Source organism: Xanthobacter autotrophicus, from assembly GCF_030015065.1.
GTDB classification, from domain to species: Bacteria; Pseudomonadota; Alphaproteobacteria; order Rhizobiales; family Xanthobacteraceae; genus Xanthobacter; species Xanthobacter autotrophicus_D.
In genome coordinates this window covers 1-26,601 of the sequence record NZ_JAIVFN010000025.1, presented here as the reverse complement: position 1 = coordinate 26,601, position 26,601 = coordinate 1, and the positions used below count along the sequence as shown (strand labels likewise).

At 69.5% G+C, this 26,601-nt stretch carries 20 protein-coding genes; 6 read left to right on the top strand and 14 right to left on the bottom strand.

Annotation, left to right across the window (positions count from 1 at the left end; genetic code table 11):
• Positions 1-43: 43 nt before the first annotated feature.
• The 6 genes from recJ to K9U40_RS07610 all read right to left on the bottom strand — a co-directional run bounded on the left by recJ (position 44) and on the right by K9U40_RS07610 (position 7,712).
• On the bottom strand, positions 44-1,843 hold the full coding sequence (gene recJ, locus K9U40_RS07635; RefSeq protein ID WP_282889616.1) for a single-stranded-DNA-specific exonuclease RecJ: 1,800 nt from the start codon (positions 1,841-1,843) through the stop codon (positions 44-46).
• A 49-nt stretch (positions 1,844-1,892) separates the two neighbouring features.
• The gene (locus K9U40_RS07630; RefSeq protein WP_282889615.1) at positions 1,893-3,143 is read right to left on the bottom strand and encodes an MgtC/SapB family protein; all 1,251 of its coding nucleotides are present in this window, start codon (positions 3,141-3,143) and stop codon (positions 1,893-1,895) included.
• A 549-nt stretch (positions 3,144-3,692) separates the two neighbouring features.
• Positions 3,693-4,682, bottom strand: a complete 990-nt coding sequence (gene glpX / locus K9U40_RS07625) for a class II fructose-bisphosphatase (RefSeq protein WP_282889614.1) — start codon at positions 4,680-4,682, stop codon at positions 3,693-3,695.
• Positions 4,683-4,687: 5 nt separating this feature from the next.
• On the bottom strand, positions 4,688-5,974 hold the full coding sequence (locus K9U40_RS07620) for a homoserine dehydrogenase (protein WP_282889613.1): 1,287 nt from the start codon (positions 5,972-5,974) through the stop codon (positions 4,688-4,690).
• A gap of 42 nt (positions 5,975-6,016) precedes the next feature.
• Complete coding sequence (locus K9U40_RS07615) at positions 6,017-7,237, bottom strand: LL-diaminopimelate aminotransferase (protein ID WP_282889612.1); 1,221 nt, start codon at positions 7,235-7,237, stop codon at positions 6,017-6,019.
• Between the two features lie 157 nt (positions 7,238-7,394).
• Positions 7,395-7,712 (bottom strand): hypothetical protein, encoded by a 318-nt coding sequence (locus tag K9U40_RS07610; RefSeq protein ID WP_282889611.1) that lies wholly within the window; start codon positions 7,710-7,712, stop codon positions 7,395-7,397.
• Between the two features lie 372 nt (positions 7,713-8,084).
• On the opposite strand from K9U40_RS07610, the gene phaC reads away from it, so the two are divergent.
• The 4 genes from phaC (at position 8,085) to K9U40_RS07590 (ending at position 13,830) form a co-directional block, all read left to right on the top strand.
• A complete protein-coding gene (phaC, locus tag K9U40_RS07605) occupies positions 8,085-9,905 on the top strand; it encodes a class I poly(R)-hydroxyalkanoic acid synthase (RefSeq protein ID WP_414115007.1) in 1,821 nt (606 codons plus the stop codon).
• 216 nt (positions 9,906-10,121) lie between these two features.
• On the top strand, positions 10,122-11,534 hold the full coding sequence (gene thrC, locus K9U40_RS07600; RefSeq protein WP_282889610.1) for a threonine synthase: 1,413 nt from the start codon (positions 10,122-10,124) through the stop codon (positions 11,532-11,534).
• Entirely contained in the window at positions 11,531-12,796 is a 1,266-nt protein-coding gene (locus tag K9U40_RS07595) for a M16 family metallopeptidase (protein WP_282889609.1), read from the top strand. Before thrC ends, K9U40_RS07595 begins: the two co-directional genes overlap by 4 nt.
• A gap of 419 nt (positions 12,797-13,215) precedes the next feature.
• The gene (locus K9U40_RS07590) at positions 13,216-13,830 is read left to right on the top strand and encodes a GNAT family N-acetyltransferase (protein ID WP_282889608.1); all 615 of its coding nucleotides are present in this window, start codon (positions 13,216-13,218) and stop codon (positions 13,828-13,830) included.
• 29 nt (positions 13,831-13,859) lie between these two features.
• On the opposite strand, the gene K9U40_RS07585 is transcribed toward K9U40_RS07590, so the two are convergent.
• From K9U40_RS07585 to K9U40_RS07570, 4 genes are all read right to left on the bottom strand, one after another.
• Positions 13,860-15,467, bottom strand: coding sequence for an AMP-binding protein (locus K9U40_RS07585; protein ID WP_282889607.1), 1,608 nt, complete (start codon positions 15,465-15,467; stop codon positions 13,860-13,862).
• Positions 15,468-15,647: 180 nt separating this feature from the next.
• Positions 15,648-16,637: a class 1 fructose-bisphosphatase gene (locus K9U40_RS07580; RefSeq protein ID WP_282889606.1), complete on the bottom strand. Its 990-nt coding sequence runs from the start codon at positions 16,635-16,637 to the stop codon at positions 15,648-15,650.
• A 163-nt stretch (positions 16,638-16,800) separates the two neighbouring features.
• Positions 16,801-17,238, bottom strand: coding sequence for a dihydroneopterin aldolase (folB, locus tag K9U40_RS07575; protein WP_282889605.1), 438 nt, complete (start codon positions 17,236-17,238; stop codon positions 16,801-16,803).
• A gap of 69 nt (positions 17,239-17,307) precedes the next feature.
• On the bottom strand, positions 17,308-18,273 hold the full coding sequence (locus K9U40_RS07570) for an ATP-grasp domain-containing protein (RefSeq protein ID WP_282889604.1): 966 nt from the start codon (positions 18,271-18,273) through the stop codon (positions 17,308-17,310).
• Between the two features lie 38 nt (positions 18,274-18,311).
• On the opposite strand from K9U40_RS07570, the gene K9U40_RS07565 reads away from it, so the two are divergent.
• Together K9U40_RS07565 and K9U40_RS07560 are read left to right on the top strand one after the other, a co-directional pair.
• A complete protein-coding gene (locus tag K9U40_RS07565; RefSeq protein WP_282889603.1) occupies positions 18,312-19,019 on the top strand; it encodes a HisA/HisF-related TIM barrel protein in 708 nt (235 codons plus the stop codon).
• A gap of 189 nt (positions 19,020-19,208) precedes the next feature.
• Complete coding sequence (locus tag K9U40_RS07560) at positions 19,209-22,667, top strand: autotransporter outer membrane beta-barrel domain-containing protein (RefSeq protein WP_282889602.1); 3,459 nt, start codon at positions 19,209-19,211, stop codon at positions 22,665-22,667.
• A 183-nt stretch (positions 22,668-22,850) separates the two neighbouring features.
• On the opposite strand, the gene K9U40_RS07555 is transcribed toward K9U40_RS07560, so the two are convergent.
• The 4 genes from K9U40_RS07555 to K9U40_RS07540 form a co-directional block, all read right to left on the bottom strand.
• Positions 22,851-23,678, bottom strand: a complete 828-nt coding sequence (locus K9U40_RS07555; protein WP_282889601.1) for a triphosphoribosyl-dephospho-CoA synthase — start codon at positions 23,676-23,678, stop codon at positions 22,851-22,853.
• Positions 23,679-23,711: 33 nt separating this feature from the next.
• A complete protein-coding gene (locus K9U40_RS07550) occupies positions 23,712-24,854 on the bottom strand; it encodes an ATP-grasp domain-containing protein (protein ID WP_282889600.1) in 1,143 nt (380 codons plus the stop codon).
• A 250-nt stretch (positions 24,855-25,104) separates the two neighbouring features.
• A complete protein-coding gene (locus K9U40_RS07545; protein ID WP_282889599.1) occupies positions 25,105-26,061 on the bottom strand; it encodes a beta-ribofuranosylaminobenzene 5'-phosphate synthase family protein in 957 nt (318 codons plus the stop codon).
• Positions 26,062-26,109: 48 nt separating this feature from the next.
• Entirely contained in the window at positions 26,110-26,544 is a 435-nt protein-coding gene (locus tag K9U40_RS07540) for an HIT family protein (RefSeq protein ID WP_282889598.1), read from the bottom strand.
• Positions 26,545-26,601: the final 57 nt, after the last annotated feature.

Sequence of the window (26,601 nt, the reverse complement as noted above, 5' to 3'; positions counted from 1 at the left end):
CGGCCGGCGCCTCAGCCCATCTCGCCCTCAACCTACCTCGGCCTCAGCCCGCCTCGGCCACGTCGCGGATGCGCAGCGCCACGCGGGTCTCGCCCTGCCAGGTGTCCAGCTCCAGGCACCCGGCCACGTGCAGGGGCCGGCCACGGGCGGCCAGCAGGGCGCGGCCCAGCGGCTCCTCGGCACAGCGGAAGGCGGTGGCTTTCAGCGTGGTGCCATCAGGGGATGAGATGCGCGCCCGCACATGCCCGGCGCCGAAGCTCTCCACATAACTGATGCGGTGGCCCGGAAAGGCGAACACCGGTTCCGCATTGCCGGCACCGAACGGGCCGGCGCGGGAGACCATCTCGACAAGATCCGTCGTCGCCCCCCGCGCGGTGAGCGCGCCGTCGATGGCGAGCGTGCCCTCGGCCCGCGCCCGCGCCACGTCGGCGGCGAGGCGCTGCTCGAACGCCGCCCGCAGCGCCCCGAGGCGGGAGCGCTCCACCGTGAGCCCGGCCGCCATGGCATGGCCGCCGCCCTTCACCAGCAGTCCCGCCTCCAGCGCCGCCCGCACGGCGCGGCCGATATCGACGCCGGGCAGCGAGCGGCCGGAGCCGGTGCCGGTCTCCCCGTTGAAGGCGATGGCGAAGGCCGGGCGCTGGAAGCGCTCCTTCAGCCGCGACGCCACGAGGCCGACCACGCCCGGATGCCAGCCATCCCCGCTCACCACGATCACCGAGCCGTCGTCGCAGGCGCCCAGCGCAGCCTCGGCCTCCGCCTCGGCGGCGGCGAGGATGGCGCGCTCCACCTCCTGCCGCTCGCCATTGAGCCGGTCCAGCTCGGTGGCGATCTGGCGGGCTTCCGCGGGATCCTGGGTGAGGAGCAATTTCGCGCCCAGCGTCGCCTCGCCGATGCGCCCGCCGGCATTGATGCGCGGCCCGATGAGGAAGCCGAGATGGAACGGCCGCGGCGGCCCGTCGAGCCGGGCGGCATCCATCAGCGCGGTGAGGCCGATGCGCCCGCGCCGGCGCATGGCGATGAGCCCTTTGGTGACGAAGGCGCGGTTGAGGCCCTTCAGCGGCACCACGTCCGCCACGGTGGCAAGGGCGACCAGATCCAGCGTGTCGAGCAGGTCCGGGGCCGGGCGGGCGGCGTTGAAATGGCCGCTCCGGCGCAGGTCCCGCACCAGCCCCACGGAGGTGACGAAGGCAAGGCCCGCCGCGCACACATGGCCGAGGCCGGAGAGGTCGTCCTCCCGGTTGGGATTCACGATGGCGGCGGCCTCGGGCAGGCGCTCGCCGGACTGGTGGTGGTCGATCACCACCGTGTCCATGCCCAGGCGGCGGGCGGCGGCCAGCGGCTCCATGGAGGTGGTGCCGCAATCCACCGTCACCAGCAGGGTCACGCCGCGCGCCGCCAATTGCTCGATGGCCGGGACATTGGGGCCGTAGCCCTCGAAGATGCGGTCGGGAATGTGGAACAGCGGGTCGAGGCCCGCCGCCCGCAGCACGCCCACCATGAGTGCGGTGGCGCAGGCGCCGTCCACGTCATAGTCGCCGAACACCGCCACCTGCTCGCCCCGGGTGACCGCCCGCGCGAGGCGTTCCACGGCGGGACCCATGTCGGTGAGGGTGTCGGGGTCGGGCAGAAGGGTGCGGATGGAGGGGTCGAGATATTGCTCCACCGCGTCGAGGGGCACGTCGCGGCCGGCCAGCACGCGGGCCAGCAACTCGCTGATGCCGGTGCGCTGGGCCATGGCAAGGGCGGTCTGGGCGCCGCGCACGTCCAGGCGCTCGCGCCAAGTGCGGCCGGTGGCGGAGCGGGCGACGTCGAGGAAGAGGCGATTCGGCAGGGCGATGTTCACGTCCGCATCAAGCCAGAAGCGGCCCCTCCCGTCGAGCCGCGGCCGGCGATCACACCCCCTGCGCGAACAGCAGAACGATGAGCGCCACCCCTGCCGCAGCGGCGGTGGCGGAGCCAAGGCGAAGCGTGAAGCTCATGGGACCCGCCGCCGCGGCAAATCCCACCCGGCCGAGGGCGTTCATGCCGAGCGCGATCAGGATGGCGAGCGCGGCGCCTTCCAGCGACAGGCCGTTGCCCGCGAGGCGCGCGGCGTTCAGGGATGGCACGTCCACATCCACGATGCCGGCCACCGCGCTGACGAGATAGAGGCTACCTGGCCCGACATATTTCAGCAGGATGCCGCTCACGGCCGAGACGAAGCCGAACATGCCGGCGAAGGCGGCGAGGGGGCCGAGTTCGAATGGGTTGCCGAGGCTCGCCTCGCCCGCCATTTCCCCGGCGTTGCGGACCAGCAGGCCGCCGGTGATGGCGAAAGCCAGGGCCGCGGCCAGCGCCGGCGGGGCGAGGGTGACGAGCAGGCTCGGGGCCACCACGGTACAGATGACGAGCACGCGCAAAAGCGAGACCATGGCCGCCAGCGCCGCTCCACCGGCGAGCAGCGCCGCCGGCTCCCCGGCGGCGGCACGGCGGGCGAAGGCGATGGTAACGGCGGTGGAAGAGACCAGCGCGCCGGCCAGCGCGCTGATGAGGATGCCCTTCTCCGGCCCGGCCACCTTCACTGCAACATAGCCGGCAAATGATATGGTGGCGGTCAGCACCATGAACAGCCAGATCTGCCGCAGGTTGATGCTGTCGAAGGGATCGAGGGTGCGGTCCGGCAGCAGGGGCAGGACGATCACTGTCATGCCCAGCAGGATGAGGGCGGAGCGCAGCTCCACCCAGGTGAGCCTGGCGAGAAGGCCGTGCAGCAGCTCCCGCGCCGCCAGCAACCCCGTCGCGGCGATGGCTGCGGCGCCCGCCGCGGCGGGGTCGCCCGCCACCGCCAGCGCGCCCAGCGCGAACACCAGCAAGGCGGCGACGATGCCGGTGATGCCGAAATCGTTGTCCTTCACCATCTCGCGATACTTGAAGCCGGCAAAGACGGCGGCATAGCCCAGGCTCGCGGCGACGAGGACGGCCGGGCTCTCGATAGCCATGGACAGAGCGGCACTGACACCGCCGAGCAGGCCGCACAGGGCATAAGTGCGCACACCGGCGGTCCGGCTGCCGGCGGGTTCGCTGCGCTCACGCCACCCCCGCTCCACCCCGACCACCAGCCCGATGGCGAGGGCGACCGCGAGGCGAAAGATGAGCTCGTTCATGGCATGCGTCCCGCTATCTTTTTACATTATATACTATTTTACGCCGTGTTGCGCCGCGCCGATGCGCCGCCCGGCGCTCGGCTGCGCCAGGCCTCGAACCCCTCTCCGGCAGGGCAGGGAGGAGTAAACACGCGCGCCGAACCCGATGGCGGGCGCAATGCGCCGTCCCAATTCGGCACGCCCGTTGCGGATGCCGGCACCAACAGCGAACGCAGCAGGACCGAATCGGTCGCAGCGGGGGATTTTTGCTTTGTTCTTGCGGGGGTTCCCCAATCTCGACCCGCCATCCCACGTCCGGCGCCGCTCACGCCCGAGGGCAGGGGCGGTGTCGGCCGGCGAGCTTGCCTCATCGACCATTGGCCAGGCCGCGCCGCGCTTGGGCGAACCCGCTTGGCGCCGGTCGAAGACCGGGGCGGTGGTATTAAGGGGTGCGGTAGACGAGTTGGCGTCCAGCATCGGGAGCCCGCCGCAGGCGGTCTCCGGCACCCGTCCGCTTTCCCCCTGTGCCGGCCTGGCGTTTCGAGGGGGCGAGCCGAGGGCGACCCGGCCTCAGTCGTCGAGGCGGAACTTGCGGAAGTCGCGGTGCTCGGTGGCGATGCGGCGCACGGTGCCGGTGGCGGCACGCAGCACGATGGTGTCGGTCTCGATCACCTCGCGGTTGAAACGCACGCCTTTCAGCAGCGCCCCGTCGGTGACGCCGGTAGCGGCCACCAGGCAGTCGCCGCGCACCATCTCTTCCAGCTTGTAGATCTTGGCGCCGTCGCGGATGCCGAGGGCCTTGGCCTGGGCGCGCTTCTTCTCGGTGTCGAGCACGAGGCGGCCTTCCATCTGGCCGCCGATGCAGCGCAGGGCCGCCGCCGCCAGGATGCCCTCGGCCGCGCCGCCGAGGCCGAGATAGATGTCGATGCCGCTCTCGTGGGGGTTGGTGGTGTGGATGACCCCCGCCACGTCCCCGTCGGTGATGAGCTTGATGGCGGCGCCGGTCTTGCGCACGGCCTCCACCAGCGGGGCATGGCGCGGGCGGTCGAGGATGAGGGCGGTGATCTCGGACGGTGGCACGCCCTTCGCCTCGGCCAGCGCCTGGATGTTGTCCTGCGGGCTCTGGGCGAGCGACACGATGCCGTCCGGATAGCCGGGGCCGATGGCGAGCTTCTCCATATAGGCGTCCGGCACCTTCAGGAGGGAGCCGCGCTCGGCGATGACCAGCACGCAGAGCGAGCCTTCCATGTTCTTGGCGCAGAGCGTCGAGCCTTCCAGCGCGTCCACGGCGAGGTCGACCTCGGCACCGCCGGTGCCCATCCGCTCGCCCACGAACAGCCGGTCGCACTCGCCCTCGATGCCCTCGCCGATGACCACCGTCCCGGAGACCGGGATCAGCTTCAGCTCCCGATGGCAAGCGGCCATGGCGGCGAGGTCGGCGGCCTGCTCGTCGCCCCGGCCCCGCAGCCGGGCGGCGGCCACCGCGCAGCGTTCGGTGACCTGCGCCATGTCCAGGGCGAGGCGGCGGTCGAGCACCTGGGGCATCCGGGCAACGCGCATGGCCGTCAATCCTTCTCGATGCGGATCACCTGGGGCAGGGCGGAGATGACCCCGTCGGCCTCGATGGCGGCAATGGCGCGGCGCACGGCTTCCTCCGTCGTCGCATAGGTGATGAGGATGACGCGGGCGGTCTCCGCCCCGTCGGGCCGGCGCTGCATGATGGATTCGAGCGAGATCTGCTCGTCCGCCATGCGCCGGGCGATGGTGGCGGCGGTGCCCGGCTTGTTCACCACCGCGAGGCGGATGTAGTAGCCGCCCTCGTGGCGCTGCATGGGCGCGCGCTCGGCCCTGGTCAGCCCGGCCACGGGCAGGCCGAAGGCGAAGCCGGTGGCGCCGCGGGCCACGTCGAACAGGTCGCCCACCACCGCCGAGGCGGTCGCCGCGCCGCCGGCGCCGGGGCCGACCAAAGTCAGCGCCACCGCGTCGCCATCCACCGCCACCGCATTGGTGACGCCGGATACCTGGGCGATGGGCCAGTGCTTGGGCACCATGGTGGGATGCACCCGCTGCTCGATGCCGGTTTCAGTGCGCACGGCGACGCCCAGGAGCTTCACCCGGTAGCCGAGGTCGTCCGCCGCCTCGAGGTCGGCGAGGGTGAGCTGGCGGATGCCCTCCACATAGATGGAGTCCGCATCCACCTGCGTGCCGAAGGCCAGCGAGGTGAGGATGGCGAGCTTGTGGGCGGTGTCGAAGCCGTCGATGTCGAAGGTGGGGTCCGCCTCCGCATAGCCGAGCCGCTGCGCCTCCGTGAGGCAGACATGGAACGACAGCTTCTCCTCCGCCATGCGGGTGAGGATGTAGTTGCAGGTGCCGTTGAGGATGCCCGACACGCGCTCGATGGTGTTGCCGGCCAGCGCCTCGCGCAGGGTCTTCACGATGGGGATGCCGCCGGCCACCGCCGCCTCGAAATGGAGGCCGGCGCCGGAGGCTTCCGCACGGCGGGCGAGATCCGCGCCGCATTTGGCGAGCAGGGCCTTGTTGGCGGTGACCACGGGAATGCCCCGGTCGAGCGCTGCGGCCACCGCCGCCCTGGCCGGGTCGCCGTCGCCGCCCATCAGCTCCACGAAGACGTCGATGTCGCCGTCGTGGGCCAGCGCCACCGGGTCCTCGAACCAGGCGACGCCGCTGAGGTCGAGGCCGCGGTCGCGGCTGCGGTCGCGGGCCGCCACCGCCGTCACCCTGAGGGTACGGCCGGTGCGGGCCTCAAGCTCGGCCTTGCGGCGTTCGAGCATGCGGAACACCGCCGCCCCGACGGTGCCGAGGCCGGCAAGGCCCACTTTCAGTTCGCTCATGGGATCGGACCGGTTCTTCGCCTGATGAAAAGCGTCGCGCTTTTAGCGCGCGGCGCTGAGGGGCACCACATTATGGAGCGTCGTGCCCGCCTGCTCGAAGAAGCGACGGATGTTGCGCGCCGCCTGGCGGATGCGCTGCTCGTTCTCCACCACGGCGATGCGGACATAATCGTCCCCGTGCTCGCCGAAGCCAACGCCCGGCGCCACCGCCACCTCCGCCTTCTCGATGAGGAGCTTGGCGAATTCCACCGAGCCCATGGCCCGGAACGGCTCCGGAATCGGCGCCCAGGCGAACATGGAGGCGCGCGGCGAGGGCACGGGGAAGCCGGCGCGGCCGAAGCTCTCCACCAGCGCGTCGCGGCGCTTCTTGTAGGTCTCGCGCATCTCGGCGATGCACTCCTGCGGCCCGTTGAGCGCCGCCGTCGCCGCCACCTGGATCGGGGTGTAGGCGCCGTAATCGAGATACGACTTCACCCGCGACAAGGCGGCGATGAGGCGCTCGTTGCCCACCGCGAAGCCCATGCGCCATCCGGCCATGGAATAGGTCTTGGACATGGAGGTGAACTCCACCGTCACATCCATGGCGCCCGGCACCTGAAGCACCGAGGGCGGCGGGTTGTCGTCGAAATAGAGCTCGGCATAGGCGAGGTCGCTGAGGACGATGAGGTCGTTCTTCTTCGCGAAGGCCACCACGTCCTTGTAGAATTCCAGATCCGCCACGCAGGCCGTGGGATTGGACGGGTAGCACAGCACCACCGCGATGGGCTTGGGGATGGAGTGCTGCACCGCCCGTTCCATGGCGTGGAAGAATTCCGGCCCCGGCTCCACCGGCACCGAGCGGATCACGCCCCCCGCCATGAGGAAGCCGAAGGCGTGGATAGGATAGGACGGGTTCGGGGTCAGGATCACGTCGCCCGGGGCGGTGATGGCCTGCGCCATGTTGGCGAAGCCCTCCTTCGAGCCGAGGGTGGCCACCACGTGGCGCTCGGGATCCAGCTTCACGCCGAATCGCCGCTCGTAATAGTTTGCCTGGGCGCGGCGCAGGCCGGGAATGCCCTTGGACGCGGAATAGCGGTCGGTGCGCGGCTTGCCGATGGTTTCCTTGAGCTTCTCGATCACATGTTCGGGCGCGTCGAGGTCCGGGTTGCCCATGCCGAGGTCGATGATGTCCACGCCGGCATTGCGGGCGGCGGCCTTCACGCGGTTCACTTGCTCGAACACGTAGGGCGGCAGCCGGCGAATGCGGTGGAAATCGGTCGTCATCTCAGGGCTCCAGAGGCCGCGCTGTTGCTCATTCTCCCGGCGCGGCAGTCGGGCTTTGTAGCATTGTTGTGTGAATGGAAAAGCCATGATTGCGATGGGAGTGGGGCAGAACCCCGTCCTCTGCACCGCAACATGCCATTCGGATGGGGGCGGGCTGCTACTTGCCCTGATCCTTTGCAAGCCGCTCGAGGTCGCGCTGAAGCTTCTGCTGGGCTTCGGGCGTGAGCGGCGGGCGCTTCGACGCCGCGGCCGTGCCGATGGTCGGGAAGGTATTGTCGGCAACCGGGGCCACGTTGGTGTGTGGCGGCGTAAGGCCCGGCAGGCCCTCCTCGCTGGCGCAGGCGGCGAGCGCGCACAGCAGCAGGCCGGCGGACGCGGCGCGCAGCAGGCCGCGGCCTCCGGCACGGGGCGGCGTGATGCGGCGGTGGAGGGGTTTCGGGCCGGGGCCGGCCGGTGGGGTCGCAACCAGGGTCATGAGCCTCTTATAGCGCTGCGGTGCACACTTGGCATCGGGAGGTTTCGCGTTGGCAAACTTTGCATAAACGCTCCCGGCATGATCCTGTGGTTGCGGACCGGCGGCGTTCGCCAGAAGCTCGATCCTGTCACTTTGACAGAGTATGAAGGACAGGCGCGTCGCGATAAAGATGGACCGAGCCTGACGTAACGGCCCGCCAAAAGGGAATGACCCATGTCCCGTGCAGAGGAAACGTCGAATATGGCAGGGAACAGCCCAGGCGTGGCTCCGCCCGTGGACATGCCTGCACCGCACCTGACCGTTGTGCCGCAGGTGCCGGACGCGGCGCCTGCCAGGGCGTCGGCCCCGAAGGAAAAGCCCGCCATGGCTTCGATTACCGGATCCATGGCTCCCGCGGCCGCCGGCCCGGCCGGCGAGGGCGCGCGCAGCGGCATGGATGTGGAGGCCCTCGCCCGCAACCTCGCCCAGATGGTGGAGGAGGGCGGCAAGGCCATGGCGGCCTACCTCACGCCGCGCGACCCGGGCAAGACCGACGACATGGCCGAGGACATCGCCGACGCGCTCAAGACCGTGAGCCATGTGGCCGAATACTGGATGGCCGATCCCCAGCGCACGGTGGAGGCGCAGTCGCGCCTGATGGCCGGTTACCTTTCCGTATGGGCCAACACCATGAAACGCCTCGCGGGAGAGGAGGTGGCCCCTGTCACCAGCCCCGACGCCAAGGACGCCCGCTTCAAGGACCAGGGCTGGAGCGAGAGCCCCATCTTCGACGCGCTCAAGCAGGTCTATCTCGTGACCACCCAATGGGCGGAGGAGATGGTGGGCGAGGCCGAGGGCCTCGATCCCCACACCAAGCACAAGGCCGAGTTCCTGGTGCGCCAGATCTCGAACGCCATCTCGCCCTCCAACTTCGTGATGACCAATCCCGAGCTGATCCGCGAGACCCTGAGCTCGTCCGGCGAGAATCTCGTGAAGGGCATGCGGAACCTCACCGAGGACCTCATCGAGGGCAAGGGCACGCTCAAGATCCGCCAGACGGACATGAGCGCCTTCGAGGTGGGCCGCAACCTTGCCACCACCCCCGGCAAGGTGATCTTCGAGAACGAGCTGATGCAGCTCATCCAGTACGAGGCAACGACCGAGAGCGTGAAGAAGACGCCGCTCCTGATCGTGCCGCCCTGGATCAACAAATTTTATATCCTCGACCTGACCGCCGAGAAGTCCTTCATCAAGTGGCTGGTAGACCAGGGCGTGAGCGTATTCGTCATCTCCTGGGTCAATCCGGATGCCCGGCTGGCCACCAAGGGCTTCGACGATTACATGCGCGACGGCATCATGACCGCCCTCGACCAGGTGGCCATCGCCTCGGGCGAGCGGCAGGCCCATGCCATGGGCTATTGCGTGGGCGGCACCCTGCTTGCCACCACGCTCGCCTACATGGCCGCCACGGGCGATGACCGCATCGCCTCCGCCACCTTCCTCACCACCCAGATCGACTTCACCCATGCGGGCGATCTCAAGGTGTTCGTGGACGAGGACCAGCTGGCTTCCATCGAGCGCAAGATGAAGGACATGGGGTATCTCGAGGGCAGCAAGATGGCATCCGCCTTCAACCTGCTGCGCTCGAACGACCTGATCTGGCCCTATGTGGTGAACAACTACATGAAGGGGAAAGCGCCGTTCCCGTTCGACCTGTTGTTCTGGAACGCCGATTCCACCCGCATGCCGGCGGCGAACCACTCTTATTACCTGCGCAACTGCTACCTCACCAACAACATCGCCCGCGGTCTCGCGGAGCTGGCCGGGGTGCGCATCGACGTGCACAAGATCTCGGTGCCGGTCTATTCGCTCGCCACCAAGGAAGACCATATCGCGCCGCCCAACTCGGTCTATATCGGCGCCAATCTCCTGTCCGGCCCGGTGCGCTATGTGCTCGCGGGGTCCGGGCACATCGCCGGCGTGGTCAACCCGCCGGCGAAGAAGAAGTATCAGTACTGGGCCGACGGGCCGACCGGCCCGAGCTTCGACCTGTGGCTTCAGGGGGCGCGGGAAAACGTCGGTTCCTGGTGGCCGGACTGGATCTCGTGGTTCAGCTATCAGCATCCCGAGGAGGTGCCCGCCCGCGCCATCGGCGGCGGCCGGCTCACCCCCATCGAGGACGCGCCCGGCCGCTACGTGCGGGCGCGCAGCTGAGGCAGTAATCGCGCGTGGGGAGGGGCGGGGCAGGCCCATTCCCGTCCCGCCGCGACGCGGCTCCTTTCCACGGAAGGGGAGTGGTGATGAAGGGCGGAGGGCAACCGGCTGCCCCGGTCCATGCCTTGACCTGTACCAAGCGCCTTTCGCGCGAGGCCGCTTGAGGTTACCTTGGCAGGCGGCCCGCCATGTGGCCGAAGATCAGGTCGAGGCCCCGTGCGTTACGTTTCCACCCGTGGTGAAGCTCCCGTTCTCTCCTTCTCCGACGCGCTGCTCGCGGGGCTTGCGCGCGACGGCGGCCTCTACGTGCCCGAGGCCTGGCCGGCCCTTTCCCGGGATGAGATCGCGGCGCTCGCCGGAAAACCGTATGCTGCCGTCGCCAAGGCCGTGATCGGCCCGTTCGTGGCCGACGCGCTGCCCGAGCGCGCCCTGGACCTGATGATCGCCGACGCCTATGCGGGCTTCCGCCATCCCGCGGTGGCCCCGCTGACGCAGATCGGCGCCAACCGCTTCATCCTCGAGCTGTTCCACGGCCCGACGCTGGCCTTCAAGGACGTGGCGATGCAGCTGCTCGCCCGGCTGATGGACCATGTGCTGGCCACCCGCGGCAGCAGGGCCACCATCGTCGGCGCCACCTCGGGCGACACCGGCAGCGCGGCCATCGAGGCGTTCCGCCATTCCGACGCGGTGGACGTGTTCATCCTCTACCCGCACAAGCGCGTGTCCGAGGTGCAGCGCCGGCAGATGACGACGGTCAATTCGCCGAGCGTCCACGCCATCGCGGTGGAAGGCACGTTCGACGACTGCCAGAGCCTCGTCAAAGCCATGTTCAACCACCACGCCTTCCGCGACGCGCTGGCGCTGGCGGGCGTGAACTCCATCAACTGGGCGCGCATCGTCGCCCAGGTGGTTTATTATTTTTATGCGGCTACGGCCCTGGGTGCGCCCCATCGCGAAGTCTCCTTCGTGGTGCCCACCGGCAATTTCGGCGATATCCTCGCCGGCTGGGTGGCGAAGAAGATGGGCTTACCCATCCGCGACCTGACCATCGCTACCAACGTCAACGACATCCTGGTGCGCACGCTGGACAGCGGCCGCTACGAGGTGAAGGGCGTGTTGCCCTCCACCTCGCCGTCCATGGACATCCAGGTGTCCTCCAATTTCGAGCGCCTGCTGTTCGAGGCCCTCGACCGCGACAGCGGCGCGCTGCGCCAGCTGATGGATCAGCTCGCCCAGTCGGGGACCTTCAGCGTGCCGCGCGGCGCGCTCGCCGCCATCTGCTCCGACTTCTCCGCCGCCCGCGCCGACGAGCCGGAGACCGCCGCCACCATCGCGAAGCTCTACCAGTCCGCCGGCTATCTCTGCGATCCGCACACGGCGGTGGCCCTTGCGGCGGCGGACAAGGTGGAGCACGCGGCGAGGGTGCCGCAGGTGGTGCTCTCCACCGCCCACCCCGCCAAGTTCCCCGATGCGGTGGAAGCCGCCACCGGCCATCGTCCGGCCCTGCCGCCCCACATGGCGGACCTCATGACCCGCCGGGAGAGTGTCAGCGTGCTGCCCAACGACCTTGCCGCTGTCGAGACCTTCATCCGCGCCCGCGCGCGCATCGCCCAGGGCGCGGCGGCATGAGTGTCAAGATTTCGGTCCTCGACAACGGCGTCACCGTCGTCACCGACGAGATGGGCCACCTCGGCACCGCCTCCCTCGGCATCTGGGTGGGGGCGGGCGCGCGGGACGAACGGGAGAACGAGCACGGCATCTCGCACCTCCTGGAGCACATGGCCTTCAAGGGCACGCGCCGGCGCTCCGCCCGCCGCATCGCCGAGGAGATCGAGCAGGTGGGCGGCGACATCAATGCCGCCACCTCGGTGGAGCAGACCACCTACAATGTCCGCGTGCTGGGCGAGGATGTGGGCCTCGGCCTCGACATCCTCTCCGACATCCTCACCGAGCCGGCTTTCGCCCCCGACGAACTGGAGCGGGAGAAGAACGTGATCGTGCAGGAGATCGGCGCGGTCATGGACACGCCGGACGACCTCGTGTTCGACCTGTTCCAGGAGCAGGCCTTTCCCGGCCAGAGCATGGGCCGCTCCATCCTCGGCACGCCGGAGACGGTGCGCGCCTTCAGCCGCGACCAGCTCGGCGCCTATCTCGGGCGCACCTATCGCGGGCCGCGCATGGTGGTGGCCGCCGCCGGCGCGGTGGAGCACGACCGGCTGGTGGAGGAGGCGGCGGAGCGGCTGAAGGTCATCGCGCCCGCCACCAAGCCCGAGCTTCCCCAGGCCAGCTATGGCGGCGGCACCCATCTCCTCGCCCGCGACCTGGAGCAGGTGCACGTGCTGCTGGGACTGGAAGGCTGCTCCTACAAGGACGCGGACTATCACGCCGTGCAGGTGCTCGCGAACGTGCTGGGGGGCGGCATGTCCTCGCGCCTGTTCCAGGACGTGCGGGAGGATCGCGGGCTCTGCTATTCCATCTACGCCTTCCACTGGAGCTATCAGGACACGGGCCTGTTCGGCGTCTATGCCGGCACCGACACCGGTGACGTGGAGGAATTGAGCAACGCTGTCATCGACCAGATCCTCGACACGGCGGAGACCGTGAGCGAGCTGGAGGTGGCCCGCGCCAAGGCGCAGATGAAGGTGGGGCTGCTCGCCGCGCTGGAGAGTTCCGGCGCGCGGGCGGACCAGCTGGCCCGGCAGATTCTCGGCTTCGGCCGGGTGATCCCGGTGGAGGAGATCGTGGCGCGGGTGGACGGCGTGGACGTGGCGGCGGTGCGCCGCGCGGCGTCCAGCCTCATCGGCCGGGGCCGGCCCACATTGACCGCCATCGGCCCGGGCGGCGGCCTTGAGCCTGCCGCACGGGCGGTGGAGCGTTTGAAGGTTCACTAGAGCACGCGCCGATCGGCTTGCATCGCAAGCTGATCGGATAACGCGTTCTCTTTCTTGAATTTGGAGGGCGATTCACCGAGCAAATTGAATCAATTTGCTCGGATCGCGCTCTAGAGCACGCGCCGATCAGCCTGCATCGCAAGCTGATCGGACAACGCGTTCTCTTTCTTGGGTTTAGAGTGGAGTGGATATTGGTTTGCGTGCGGAAAGCGCGCCAACACAGGGGTCTGGGCGGGTGCGAACGCAACGCACCCCCGGCATGGAGTTGAGAGCCGGCCCGCTTGGACCGACACCAGGCTGCATCGCGCAGCCTCATTTTTCGGGGCGATCGCCCGGCCTGCCCTGGCCGGGGCAGGGGGTTCCCGGTCGACGCAGGATTTCGTTCGGTGCCTACCATCTGGCCGCTGAGTTCCGTCTTAATGGTCGAGCCCCTCCCCGTCATCGAGGGTGATGGCGTCTATCTCCGCGTGCCCCAGATGAAGGATTTCGGGCAGTGGCGGGATGTCCGGGAGGAGAGCCGCGCCTTCCTCACCCCGTGGGAGCCGCTCTGGCCGGCGGATGACCTCACCCGCGGCGCCTTCCGCCGCCGCCTGCGCCGCTACGCGCGGGACATGGTGACCGACGAGGCCTATCCGCTCTTCATCTTCCGAAGCTCCGACCATGCTCTGCTGGGGGGCCTGACCCTCTCGAATGTGCGGCGGGGCGTGTGCCAGGCGGCGAGCCTCGGCTACTGGATGGGCGCGCCCTATGCCGGCCAGGGCTACATGAAGGCGGCGGTGACCGCCCTGCTGCCGGTGGCCTATGACATGCTGCATTTGCGCCGCATCGAGGCCGCCTGCATGCCGACCAACCAGCCTTCCATCCGCCTGCTGGAAAGCTGCGGCTTCGTCCGCGAGGGCTATTCGCGGGAATATCTGTGCATCAACGGGGCGTGGGAGGACCACATCCTGTTCGGTCGCCTGCGCAACGACATGCCGGCGCGCGAAAGCGCGCGCCGCGGCGCCCTGCATGAGGTGCCGCCGGCGGCGCAGTAGGAGCAGGCTCGCTCCAGGACTGAGGCGCGTTATCCGCGCGCCCGCAGTTCGCGCCTCAGGATCTTGCCGGTGGCGGTCATGGGCAGGGTGTCGGCGAAGGCCACGTGGCGGGGATATTCGTGGGCGGAGAGGCGCGTCTTCACGAAGTCCTGGATTTCGGTGGCCAGTGCGTCGGAAGGGGCGATGCCGGCCTTGAGCACCACCCAGGCCTTCACCGCCTCGGTGCGCAGCGGATCGGGCACCCCCACCACCGCCACCAGCGCCACCGCCGGGTGCTTGAGGATGCAATCCTCGATCTCCCCGGGCCCGATCCGGTAGCCGGCCGAGGTGATCACGTCGTCGCTGCGGCCCACATACCAGAGATAACCCTCTTCATCCTGCCGGCCCATGTCGCCGGTGAGGAGGAAGTCGCCGGCATATTTCTGCGCCGTCGCCTCCGGGTTCTTCCAGTATTCCAGCATCATCACCGGATCGCCCCGGCGGATGCCGATATGGCCTTCCGCACCCGTGGGCAGCGCGCGGCCCTCGTCGTCCACGATGCGCACGTCGTGGCCGGGAATGGCCTTGCCCATGGCGCCGGGCCGGATCGGGAAGAAGCTGGAGTTGGAGCCCACCACGAGGTTGCATTCGGTCTGGCCATAGATCTCCCGCGCCTCCACCCCGAGCCGCTCCTGGACGAAGGCGCCTAGCTCCGCGCCCAGCGTCTCGCCGCCGGTGAGAAGCGAGCGCAGCTTCAGGCCGTCGTGCCGGACATCTGCCTGACGCAGCAGCTTGAGGGCGGTGGGTGGCAGGAACACGTTGCGCACCTGATGCCGCGCCATGAGGTCCATGGCGGCGTCCGGATCGAACTTCTTCGCCCGGTGGGCCAGCACCGGCACGCCGAGATAGAGCGAGGGGAACAGCACGTCGAAGAGCCCGCCGATCCAGGCCCAGTCCGCCGGGGTCCAGTGCAGGTCGCCGGGCTGGGGCATGTATTGGTGGACGAACTGGATGCAGGGCAGGTGCCCGAGCAGCACCCGGTGCCCGTGCAGCGCGCCCTTGGGATTTCCGGTGGTGCCCGAGGTGAAGATGATGATGCCGGGATCGTCCGGCCCCGTGTCCACCGGGGTGAAGTGGTCGGAGGCCGCCACCAGCGCCGCGTCGAACGAGGCGGCGCCGCCGGTGTCGGCTCCGATGACGAAGACATGCTTGAGGTCCGGCAGGTGGTCGCGCACCCGCGCAAGCTTGGCGAGGCCGCCGAGGTCGGTCACCAGCACGCGGGCGCCCGAGGCGGCGAGACGGAATTCCAGCGCCTCGTCGCCGAACAGGGTGAAGAGCGGCACCGAGACCATGCCCGCCTTGAAGGCGGCGATGTGGGCGATGGCGGTTTCCGGCGCCTGCGGCAGGAACACCGCCACCCGGTCTCCGCGCGTCAGGCCCCGCGCCAGGAGGGCGTTGGCGAAGCGGCTGGTGAGGGCCTTCACCTCGTCGAAGCTGTAGGTGCGGACAGCGCCGCTTTCCTCGACGAAGATGAGGGCGGGCTTGCCGGTGCCGTCCGCATGGGCATCGGCGCAGGCCACGCCCATGTTGAAGCGGTCGGGAATCTGCCAGGAAAAGGCGCGGATGAGGCCCTGGTAATCGGCCGCCGGCACCAGCATTCTCGTCTCCCTTGTCGCCGCTCTCTTCAAGGCGGCTTCATGTGCCGCGCGGGCGCGGGCGTTAGGAAACGATCGAACGTTTTTTTCCTGGGCAGGTCAAGGGCCCTGAATGCCTGTGGATCCCCTCATGCCCCGGCTGTGGTCCGGGGCATGAGGGGCGAAAGCAATCGTCGACGACGCTCAGTAATACGACGCGATCTTCTCCACCTCGGCCCTGGAGCCGAACACCAGCGGGATGCGCTGGTGGATATGGTTCGGCTCGATGTCGAGGATGCGGGTCTTGCCGTCGGTGGCGGCGCCCTTGGCCTGCTCGGTGAGGAAGGCGATGGGGTTGGCCTCGTAGATCAGCCGCAGGCGGCCGTTCTCGTAGCCCTTGCGCTTGTCGCCGGGATACACGTAGACGCCGCCGCGGGTGAAGATGCGGAAGGCGTCGGCCACCATGGAGCCCACCCAGCGCATGTTGAAGTCCTTGGCGCGGGGGCCGTCCTTGCCGGCGAGGCAGTCCGCGATATAGCCGCTCATGGGCTCGGCCCAGTGGCGCATGTTGGACTGGTTGACGCCGTATTCCTTGGTCTCGGCGGGGATCTCCACGTCCGTGCGGGCGAGCACGAAGTCGCCGGTCTGCCGGTCGTGGACGAACACCTGCGTGCCCTCGCCGAAGGTGGCGACGAGGATGGTGGCGGGGCCATAGGCGAGGAAGCCAGCGGCCACCTGGTTCGCGCCCGGCCGCATCACCGCCGAAACCGGATTGGTGTGCACGGCGGCGTCATAGGGCAGGATGGAATAGATGGTGCCCACCGACACGTTGGTGTCGATGTTGGAGGAGCCGTCCAGCGGGTCCACCGCGATCACGAGGCGGCCTTCCGGGTTCAGCGGGATCAGTTCCTCGCTTTCCTCGGAGGCGAGGAAGGCGGTGGGGGTGGGCAGGAGTGCGGCCTTGATGCGCTCCTCGGCCACCACGTCCAGCTCCTTCTGGGCGTCGCCGCCGGCATTGGGATCGACGCCGCGGATGGAGGCGAGGCCCTCTTCCAGCGGCCCGCGGGCGACGAGATCGGCGATGCCGACGCCGGCCTCGGCGATGGCGGTCACGGCCTGCGCGACCGCCTTGCGGCCCTCGTCGGCGCCGGCCCAGGTCCCGAGATAGGTCTTCAAGGTCACCAACTCGCTCACCGCGCACTCCCATGCTGGTCCGGCGGACGCCCCCGCCGGCTGCTTTATGACGCAATGCAGCGGAGCGGGAAAGCGGGGCGCGTCGTTCCGCCCCTGAAGAGGGCTTCAAGGCCGGGAGCGCGCCACGCGGTCGGCTTGCGGGAAGGGCCGACCGGCGCGCGTTCTATCGGGTGCGGACGATCTCGATCCCGACATCGCCGAACACGCCGGTCACCGGCGCGCCGGGCTTGTGCACCACGACGCGCACCTGCTCCACGATCTCGAAATGGTCGAGGAGCCGTGTGGCGATGCGCTCCGCCAGGGTCTCGATGAGGTGGACGGGATCATCGGTCACCACCGCCGCCACCTGCTCGTAGATCTGCTGGTAGGAGACGGTGAGGGCCTCGTCGTCGGCCCAGGCGGCGGGGCGGGTGTCGAGCCAGCAGTCCACATCCACCACGAAGCGCTGGCCGAGTTCGCGCTCCGCCTCATAGACGCCGTGCCGGGCGTAGAAAGGCAGGGCGCGCAGGAACAGCCGGTCCGTGTTGTGCGGACGCGGGCGCGCCGCGGCGTCGGTTTCGGCCCGCGCCTCGGCGAGGGAAGGAGTGTCGTCGGACGTCATATGGGTCTCACGTGCCGGCAGGCCGCCGGCCTTGAACGATGTGCCTTCTATTGGTTTCGCCCGCGCCTTTCAACGGAGCTTCACCTCGACCGGGACGGTACGCGGCAGGTGCGGCACCGCCGGCGGCTTGCCCTCGCGGATCAGCTCCGGCACGAAGGCGAGCGGATTGACACCCAGCGAGGCATGCAGCCCCGCATAAGCGGGGGTGACGCGCGGATGGACTTCCGTGACCACCGCGCCCTGCGGCGTCAGGATCACGTCGATCCCGAGCAGTCCGGACAGGCCCGGGAACGCCGCCACCACGTCGCGGGCCAAAGCGGCGAGGCGGCCATCCTCGTCGGGGATGGCGCCCACGGTCACCCCCTCGAATCCGAATACGCCCACCAGATGGGAAATGTTCAGCCGATGGACGGCGAGCAGGGTCACGCCGTCCTCGCGGGCGAGCACGCCGAGGCTCGCGAAGGTGCCGTGCACGTAGGGCTGCACCACCAGGCCGGCGCCGCGCGGCAGGGCGGCGCGGTTGGGCCAGGCACGGGCGCTTGCCCAGCCCGATCCGTCATCGGGCCGGGTCACCAGATCGCCGTCGAGGCCGCGCGGCAAGGCATCGATGGGGTAGGTCGGCACATGGGGAATGCCATATTCCGCGAGGCGCTTGGCCGTCTTGAGCCGGCTGTTCAGCAGCGTGACCGTATCGGAGGCGGAGGCGATGATGCGGGCGTTCGCCTCCCGCATCAGGCGCACCATGCGGCTGTGCTGGCCGCCGGCCTCGGGCGCGATGGGCCACACCACGTCGCACTCCTGCGCGAGGCCCGACCACGTGATCCATGGGTCTTCGCCCTTGCGCACCGGGACGGCGCTGCGATTCGGCGGTGGCAGGCGGTCGTCATAGGCGAGGACGGTGCTGATTCCCGGCAATTCCTCGGCGTCCATGACCAGCGCATCCCGCACCAGACGCCCTTCGGCGAGTGCAGCTTCGGGCAGGGGCTTGTCGCGCAATCCTCCGGATGTCACGTACTCGCAGATGAAAACGCGCATAGGGCACCTTTTTCCGGGGCAAACAGGGCAAGTCTAGAATGCAGCTTATCCCTGTCATTGACCTGAAGGGAGGGTGCGTCGTCCATGCTCGTCGCGGCGAGCGCGATGCATATCGTCCCATCCACACCCCGCTCGCCGCAACCAGCGCCCCGCAGGACGTGGTCGCGGGCCTGCTCGCGCTGGCGCCGTTCCGCACGCTTTATGTGGCCGATCTGGACGCAATTGCAGGCACGGGCGGGCACGGCGAGGTCGTCGCGGCGCTGGGGAAGGCTTTTCCGCAGCTCGATCTGTGGGTGGACGCCGGGGAGGCGACGGCCGCCCAGGTCCGTGCGCGTGTGGCGTGCGGACGCGGAACCGGCGTCGTCGGCACCGAATCGCTTCCCGATGCCGCGGCCGCAGTGGAGGTGCTCGCGGAGCCCGGCGTCATCCTGTCCCTCGATCATGACGCCGCCGGCCCGCGCGGCCCCGCCGTCATCCACGAGGATGCGAGGCTCTGGCCCGGGCGGGTGATCGTGATGACGCTCGCGCGCGTCGGCAGCGGGGAGGGGCCGGACCTTGATGCTCTGGCGCGGACCGCGGCCCGCGCGGCCCGCGCGGGCCGGCAGCCGTCGCTTTATGCGGCCGGCGGCGTCAGGGGGCCCGAGGATCTCGTCCGGCTGGCCGCCGCGGGTGCCGCGGGCGTGCTGGTGGCGACGGCGCTCCATGACGGGCGCATCGGGCCGGACGCCGCCCGCCGGTGGGCCTGAGCCGTCCCACCTGAACGCGGGTGTCGATCGCCCGCCGCATGGCCTGCCCGGCCCTCGTCCTGTGGGTTCCGGCCTGTGGCGCGAATAGGGCGGACCATGGGCCCGGCCGCGTCACGCCGACGCCTCCGGCTGTCATTCAACTGTATTGGAAGGGTCCTAGGGAGCGTCACGATACCATTGGGGAACGCCATGCCCGCGCTGTATGCCTCGTCGAGCCGCCTCGTCCTCTCGCTGGTCCTCGCCGGCATCGCGGCGCCCGCGCTCGCGGGCTCGTTCACCGTGCCCCCGGCCTCCGGCCAGCAGACCGTTTCCGACAGCGACACGGGCACCATCGACCAGGGCGCGACGCTGGCCGGCGGCGCCTCCTCGGCCATCCAGTGGAGCGCCCCGGCGACCGCCACGCCCGGCGTGGTCATCACCAACAACGGCACCATCACCTCGAACGGCCGCACCATCGACACGGCGAGCAACGTCTCCGGCGCCTTCACGCTGACCAACAATGGCAGCGTCACGTCGAAGGACGACGCCTTCCGCATCAACGGCACGCTGGCGAACGGCACGGTGACCGTCACGAATACCGGAACCATCAGCTCGCAGACCGGCCAGGCCCTCGACTTCGACAAGGCGACGGCGACTACCGCGCAGGTGTCGATCGACAATTCCGGCAGCATCACCTCCGCCGGCTCGGACGCCATCCGGCTCGGTGGCGGCACCATCGAGATCACCAATTCCGGCACCATCGAAACGACGTCGAGCGGCAAGCGCGCCATCAAATTCGACACGGCCGCGAACTTCGACACGCTCCAGTCGTTCACCCTGACGAACAAGCAGGGCGGTGTCGTCTCGGGCACGGACGACGGCATCAAGATCAGCTCGACCGCCGCGAGCACCGCCGCGCCCATTATCACGATTGACAACAGCGGGACGATCAAGTCGACCATTGATGGCCAGGGCATCGACCTCGGTGGAATCTATTCCACCCATGCGGTCATCACCATCAACAACGGGTCCACGGGTCTGATCACCGCCGCCAACAACGATGCCATCCAGGGCACGAACGGCGTCACCATCAACAATTACGGGACCATTTCGTCTTATTACGCGGACGGGACCGCAGATACGCAGAACAATTCCGCCATCAAGATCGACGGCGACGATATCAGCAAGCCCGTCACCATGACCGTGAACAATTATGCGGGCGGGCTCATCTCCGGCGCCTATCACGGCATCAAGGCCTCCGGCGCCGGCGACACGCTTCTTGTTACCAATTCGGGCACCATCGAAGGCCGCAACGGCTCGGGCGTGAATTCCAACGGCACCGGCACCCTGACCAATTACGGCACCATCACCGGCACCTTCGATCCCGCCGCGAGCTTCGGCGACGGCGACGGCGTGGATTTCGACCAGGCCGGGACGATCACCAATTACGGCACCATCAAGGGCCTCGGCTCCAAGGGCACCAAGCCGGGCGAGGAGAAGCCCAGCACCAGTGAGGGTATCGCCATCGGCGGCGGCACCATCGTCAACGGCGATGCCGCCCACACCTCGGCCCTGATCTCCGGCGCCAACAACGGCATCCTTGCCGACGACAGCAATGGCGGCGACGCCTTTGCCGCCATGAGCGTCACCAATTACGGCACCATCCAGGGCCTCGACGGCTACGGCATCCGCTATGTGAATTCGGGCGTGGATGGCTCGAAAAGCCTCACCATCGTCAATTACGGCACCATCTCGGGCACCACCTATGCGGTCCAGATGGGTGCGGGCAACGACCTGTTCGTCTACCACACCGGCAGCAAGGTGACCGGCATCGTGGATGCGGAGGGCGGCACGGATACCCTCCAGCTCGGCGCGCTCGGCGACAATGTCACGTTCGACGCCAGCCTGCTGGGCGACACCGCCACCTATCGTCATTTCGAGCGCGTCACCGCCGAGGCGCAGACCCTGACCACCCTCACCGGCGCCTCGTCCTTCGCCGGGGACCTGGTGTTCGACCAGTCCGCGCTCGCCCTCGACAATGCCTCCCTCGCCAAGGCGCAGCTGATCCTGTCGGGCGATGACGCCCATGCCGGCGTGCTCACCGGCACCGGCACCCTCGGGAGCCTTGCCGCCTCCGGCACCGTCTTCCTCTCCCCCGGCACGGCGAGCGCGCCCTATGGCACCCTCGCGGTCACCGGCAATGCGACGCTTGCCGGCACCTACCTCGTGGACGTGGCGCCGAACGGCAAGACCGACCTGATTACCGTGGGCGGCACTGCCACCATCGCTGCCGGCGCCGAGGTGGAAATGTATGGCGTGCTCGCCTGGAGCCGGATCTACACGATCCTGTCTTCCGAGACCGAGATCTCCGGAACCTTCGCCGGGCTCACCGTGGCGAACCCCATTGATTATCTCTTCGTCACGCCTGAGCTGAGCTACGACGACACCCGCGTCACGCTGGCGCTGGAGCGCACCGGCGTGGCTTTCGCCAGCTATGCGCAGACGCGCAACCAGCTCTCTGTGGCGGGCGCGCTGGAGCGCATCGGCGGCAGCGACAAGGCGCGCTCCTCCGCCCTCTATGGCGACTTCGTCAGCCAGGTCGCCGGCGACAACCCCACCCTCGCCCTCGCCCAGCTCTCCGGCGACATCCACGCCACCCTGCCGGGCCAGATTGCCACCGAGAACATGCTGGTCAACGACCTCATCCTCGGCCGGCTGCGACAGGCCGACTATGCCGGCGCCAAGGGCAGCGCGGCGGCGCTCGGGGCCGGCGGTCCGGCGCGGGCCTATGCCGATCCGTCCTCCCCCGCCGCCAACGCCTTCAAGGCCATCAAGGCGCCGGCCGACGCGCCGGTGTGGACTGGCTGGGCCCAGGGCTACGGCCAGTGGCTCTCCACCGATTCGAACGGCAATGCGGCGGCCGCCGACACCAATGTGGGTGGCGTGCTGATCGGCGGCGACGTGAGCCTCGCCAATGCGGTGTTCGGCCTCGCCGCCGGCTATTCCTCCGCCTCCACCAGCGCGGACCTCGCCTCGGCGGATACCGAGACCTGGCGCATCGCCGCTTATGGTGGCGCGCGCTTCGATGCCATCAAGCTGCGCGCCGGCGCGTCCTATGGCTGGAGCAATATCGACACCAGCCGCTTCGTCGCCCTCACCGGCGAGGCGCCCAGGGCGAGCTATGACGGCACCGCCGGCAACCTGTTCGCGGAAGCGGGTTATATGGTTGCGCTGGGCGGCGTGGCGTTCGAGCCGTTCGCCGGCCTCGGCTGGACCAGCGTGGATCTTGGCAGCTTCGCCGAGACCAATGCGCCGGTGGCGGGCCTCACCTCCCAGGGCACGTCCTTCGACACCGCCTACACCACGCTCGGCCTGCGCCTCGCCAGCACCTTCGCGGCGGGCAACGGCATCAGCGTGACGCCCCACGCGTCCGCCGGCTGGCGGCATGCCTTCGGCGACGTGACGCCGGAGGCGGCCGTGGCCTTCGTGAACACCGGCACGGCGTTCGGGATCGAGGGTCTGGCCATCGCCGAGGACAGTCTGGTGGCGAGCGTCGGCCTCGACCTTGCTTTTGCCACCGGCGTGACGCTGACCCTCGCCTATGACGGCATGGCCGGCGACGGCGCCAGCTACAATGCCGGCAAGGCTGCGCTGGCGGTGAAGTTCTGACAGCCTGCGCGGGGCCTGAGCATGACACTTCGCGACATCGGTGGAAGACCGATGTCGCGGGTATGAGCAGCTGCCGCGATGCTCACGCAGGCGCCGCGGCATCCGCTTTCATCTCCCTGTGCGGGAAGGCATACGCCGCAGGGCCGGACGCCGCCAGCCGGGTGCGCGTGGGACGGGCGGCGTTCAGCCCGCCACCCGCGCCTGTTCCAGGAGGGCCGCGAAGATGCTCGCCACCGTCAAATCGGCGTTGGTCCCGGGGTTGAGGCCGCGCGCCTTGAGATCCCGGTCGAACGCCAGCAGCCGCGCCTGCCGCGTTGCCGGGTCGAGGCGCTCCACCTCGTCCCTTACGGCCTGCGCCTGCGCGCGCACGGCCTCGGCGGTCGCAATCCCGAACTTGCGGGCGATGTGGCTGTCGGGGAAGGCCGCGAGGAAGGCGAGATAGGCCGTCTCGACCCGCGCCCGGTCGAGCGGCGCGGCCCGTAGCAGGGGCACGCCGAGGCTGAAGATGTCCTCGAAGCCTGTCACATACTGTCGGGAGATACTGTCGCGCCCTGCCGCCATCGCCATGGCTGCCTTGAGCGTGATCGTGGCGGAAGCCCGCACGTCCGCATCCGGCACGGCCCCCAGGCCCCCCGGAGCGGCGGCCACGATGGCCCGGAAGGCGGCCTGGGCGTCGGCCACGTCGAGGCCGTCCAGCACGGCGACGAGGTGCGCCTTCAGGTCGCCGCCGGGCCACGCGGCGGCGGCGAGGGGCACGCAGAGCAGGATGATGCCGAGATTGGTGTTGCAGCCCGCTGCCGCCAGCGAAGCCTCGACCGCCGCCTCGATGCGCGCGCCCACCTTAAGGTCCGCGCGGGCGATGGCCGGTGCAGCGGCAGCGGCGGCGCGCTCGAACTGGGCCACCTCCATGCCGTGGCCGGCGGCGAAGATGTGGACGTTGCCCGGCTTCAGCGCCGAAAGCTCGGCGCGGCAGGCGGCCTCGAAGGCGCGGGCGATCTCAGCCGGCAGCATGGTCGCGGCTCGCCCGCCGCCGATGCCGCGGGCTCACGGCGCCACGGTGGGCTCGGGCTCGGGCTCGAGCCCGAGTTCGCGCTTGAGCGCACGGATCAGGTCGGCGAGGCGGGCCTCGGCGATCTCCACCGAGGGACCGGTGGCGCGCACCGTGCAGAGCGGCGCGCCCTTGGCCACGGCGGCACCCGCTGGCGGGCGGTCCGCCACATGGTCGGGCCACGCCTCCTGCGGGACCACCATGTCCCGCTCGGCATAGATGACGCCGGCGGCGTGGGCCTCGGACGGCAGCGGCAGGACATCGGGCAGCCGGCCGCCACAGGCGGCGAGGTGCAGGCCGAGCAGCGGCGGCAGCGGGTCCACGTCGAAGATGTCGAGGGTGGCGCCGAGCCGGGGATTCACCTCCACCAGGAACCACCCTGCGTCGGACACCATGAAATCGACGGAGACCAGCCCCACGAGGCCGCAGGCAAGCGCCACATTGAGCGCGCCCTTCTGGATTTCGGAGGCGAATGCCTCCGGCAACGCGATGGGGCCGGCGGCGCCGCCATAGCGGAACGGATGCTCGGGATCCTCCGCCCGCCACTGGCGCGAGGCGCCGATGAGGCGCGCCGAGCTGCCATTGGCGAGCAGCAGTACGGAGAGGGATTGGCCCTCGACCTCCCGCTGGAGGAAGTAGCCGGGCGCGGGCGGGGAGAGATCGCCCTCGGCGCGGCGGCGGATATGGGCGCCACCCGCACCGCCGATCTTCTTTTCCAGCACGTTGGCGCCGGCGAAGGCGTCCGTCACGGGCGCCTCCAGCGAGATCGGCGGATGGGGAATGCCCAGATGGGCGCACAGCGCGGCGAGGGCGATGGGGTCCTTCAGCACCCGCACCGTGTCCGGCGCGTTGCCGAGGATGGGGTTGCGTTCGGCGATGCGCGCCATGAGGTCGGGGTCGTGCTCCAGCCCGCCTCCGAGCACCACCGGCAGCCCGGCCGGCGCCAGCGAGTGCAGCGCCTGGATCAGATCGTCGCCATCGAAGGCGCAGCCGTTCTTCTTGTGCACGCGCACGCAGCGCGCCGCATGGGCGCAGGTGTCGAGATCGGCGAAAAGGTCGAATGAAAGCGCGGCGAAGCCCGCCCGGGCGGCACTGGCGGCCAGCGGCCGGGCGGAAAGGGCGATGAGGGCAAGATCCATGTTTCCCAGCCTGTTCTTCCGCGGCGCTCGGGGCGCTTTGCGCCCGTCTCGACCCTCCCGAGCCTGACCGATCTGGCTCAACCCTGTCCGGCGGGTCCGTCGCTCTCCCGAAGGCAGGGCGCTCACCGTCCGACGCGCTTGGGTGCAAGCCGATCGGCGGGGGCTCAAGGGCTCCGCGCCGTCCTCCTCGTGTTCTTGTTCTCGTCTTTTTCGTCGTCGTCTTTATGTGTTCGGCCTGCCGCAAAGGTCCCTACAGGGCGATGATCTCGGCGCCCCGGTTGTTCCCCCGCACGCAATCGAAGAAGAGGTTTGTGGACGATGCGAAGCGCCGGCGCAAGATCCCGAGCAGCGTCTCGGCCTCGGCGGGGTCGCCGACGATGGCAAAGCCGGTCGGTCCCCACGAGCTTTGGCCGACGCCCGGCACGCCCGCTTCTTCCAGCATGGCGACGGCTGCGGCCACGTCGGCGCTGAGGAAACGCGCGCCGCCCTGCGCTGCGGCATAGTGATCGCCCAGCGCCCGCTGCCACTCGCCGATGACGGTGCCGAATGCGAGGGCGTCGCCCTCGGCGAGGGCGGGCAGGGCCCGCAGCAGCATCAGGTGGCAGAAATGGGCGGCGCGCTCCGGCGGAAATTTCGGCAGCGTCGCCATCGCCTTCATCTCGGCATCGCCCGAAAGACCTTCCCGGGCCCGGTCGTAGACGAGGAGGATGCGCCAGGCGTCCGGCACGGGCAGGCGGGCCAGCAGGGGAGGGGGCGCGTGGGTCGCCGGGCCCGAGAGGGCCTTGCCGCCGTCCAGGATGACCCCGCCGGCCTCGAATGCCTCCATGCCGATGGCCGAGCGCCGGCCCCGCCCGAGCAGGGTCGCGACTTCGCGCGCGGAGAGATTCCGGCCGCACAGGCGCGCCACCGCCACGCCCACGGCCAGCGCGAGCTGGGTGCCGGAGCCGAGCCCGTTATGGGCGGGAAGGGCGGCGTCCACCGCCACCGCGAACGCCTGTTCGATCCCGAGCGCCGTCCGCGCCGCATCGCGGGCACGGGCGGCGCGGGTGGCATCGGGACCGCTTTCGGCATCCGCGGCCGCGCGCGTCACCGTGACTTCCGTCACCGGCCGCTCGATGGCGATGCCGAGACTGCCGAAGCGCCGTCCCACCGCGCCGTCGAGATCGAGGAAGCCGAGATGGAGCCGCGCGGGCGCGCGTACCGTCACCGCAGCCGCATGTGCCAGGTCCAATGGGGAACGCGCCACGCGCCGCGCTCAGCCGGCCAGGGCCGCTTTCAGTCGCGCCGCGTGCTCGGCCAGCACCTCGGGCTTCTCCATAGCGCTCGCCGGCGGCTTCATGGCTTCTCCCGCGTGGCGGGGAATGACATGCACGTGGAGATGGAACACCACCTGCCCGCCGGCTTCCTCGTTGAACTGCTGCACGGTGACGCCATCCGCCGCGAACACGGACTTGGCGGCGATGGCGACCTTCTTGGCGATCTTCACCACATGGGCGAGGTCCTCGGCATCAATGTCGAGGATGTTGCGCGCCGGTGCCTTGGGAATGACCAGGGTGTGGCCCGGGCAGCGGGGCATGATGTCGAGGAAGGCGAGGGCCCTGTCGTCCTCGTAGACCTTGTGCGCCGGCAGCTCGCCCCGCAGGATCCTGGCGAAGATGTTGCTGGGGTCGTAGGCCGGCGTTGCGGTCATGGGGTTCCTCCGTCTCTCGGAGGAGGAGATTGCAGGGCGGGGGCAGGGGGTCAAGGG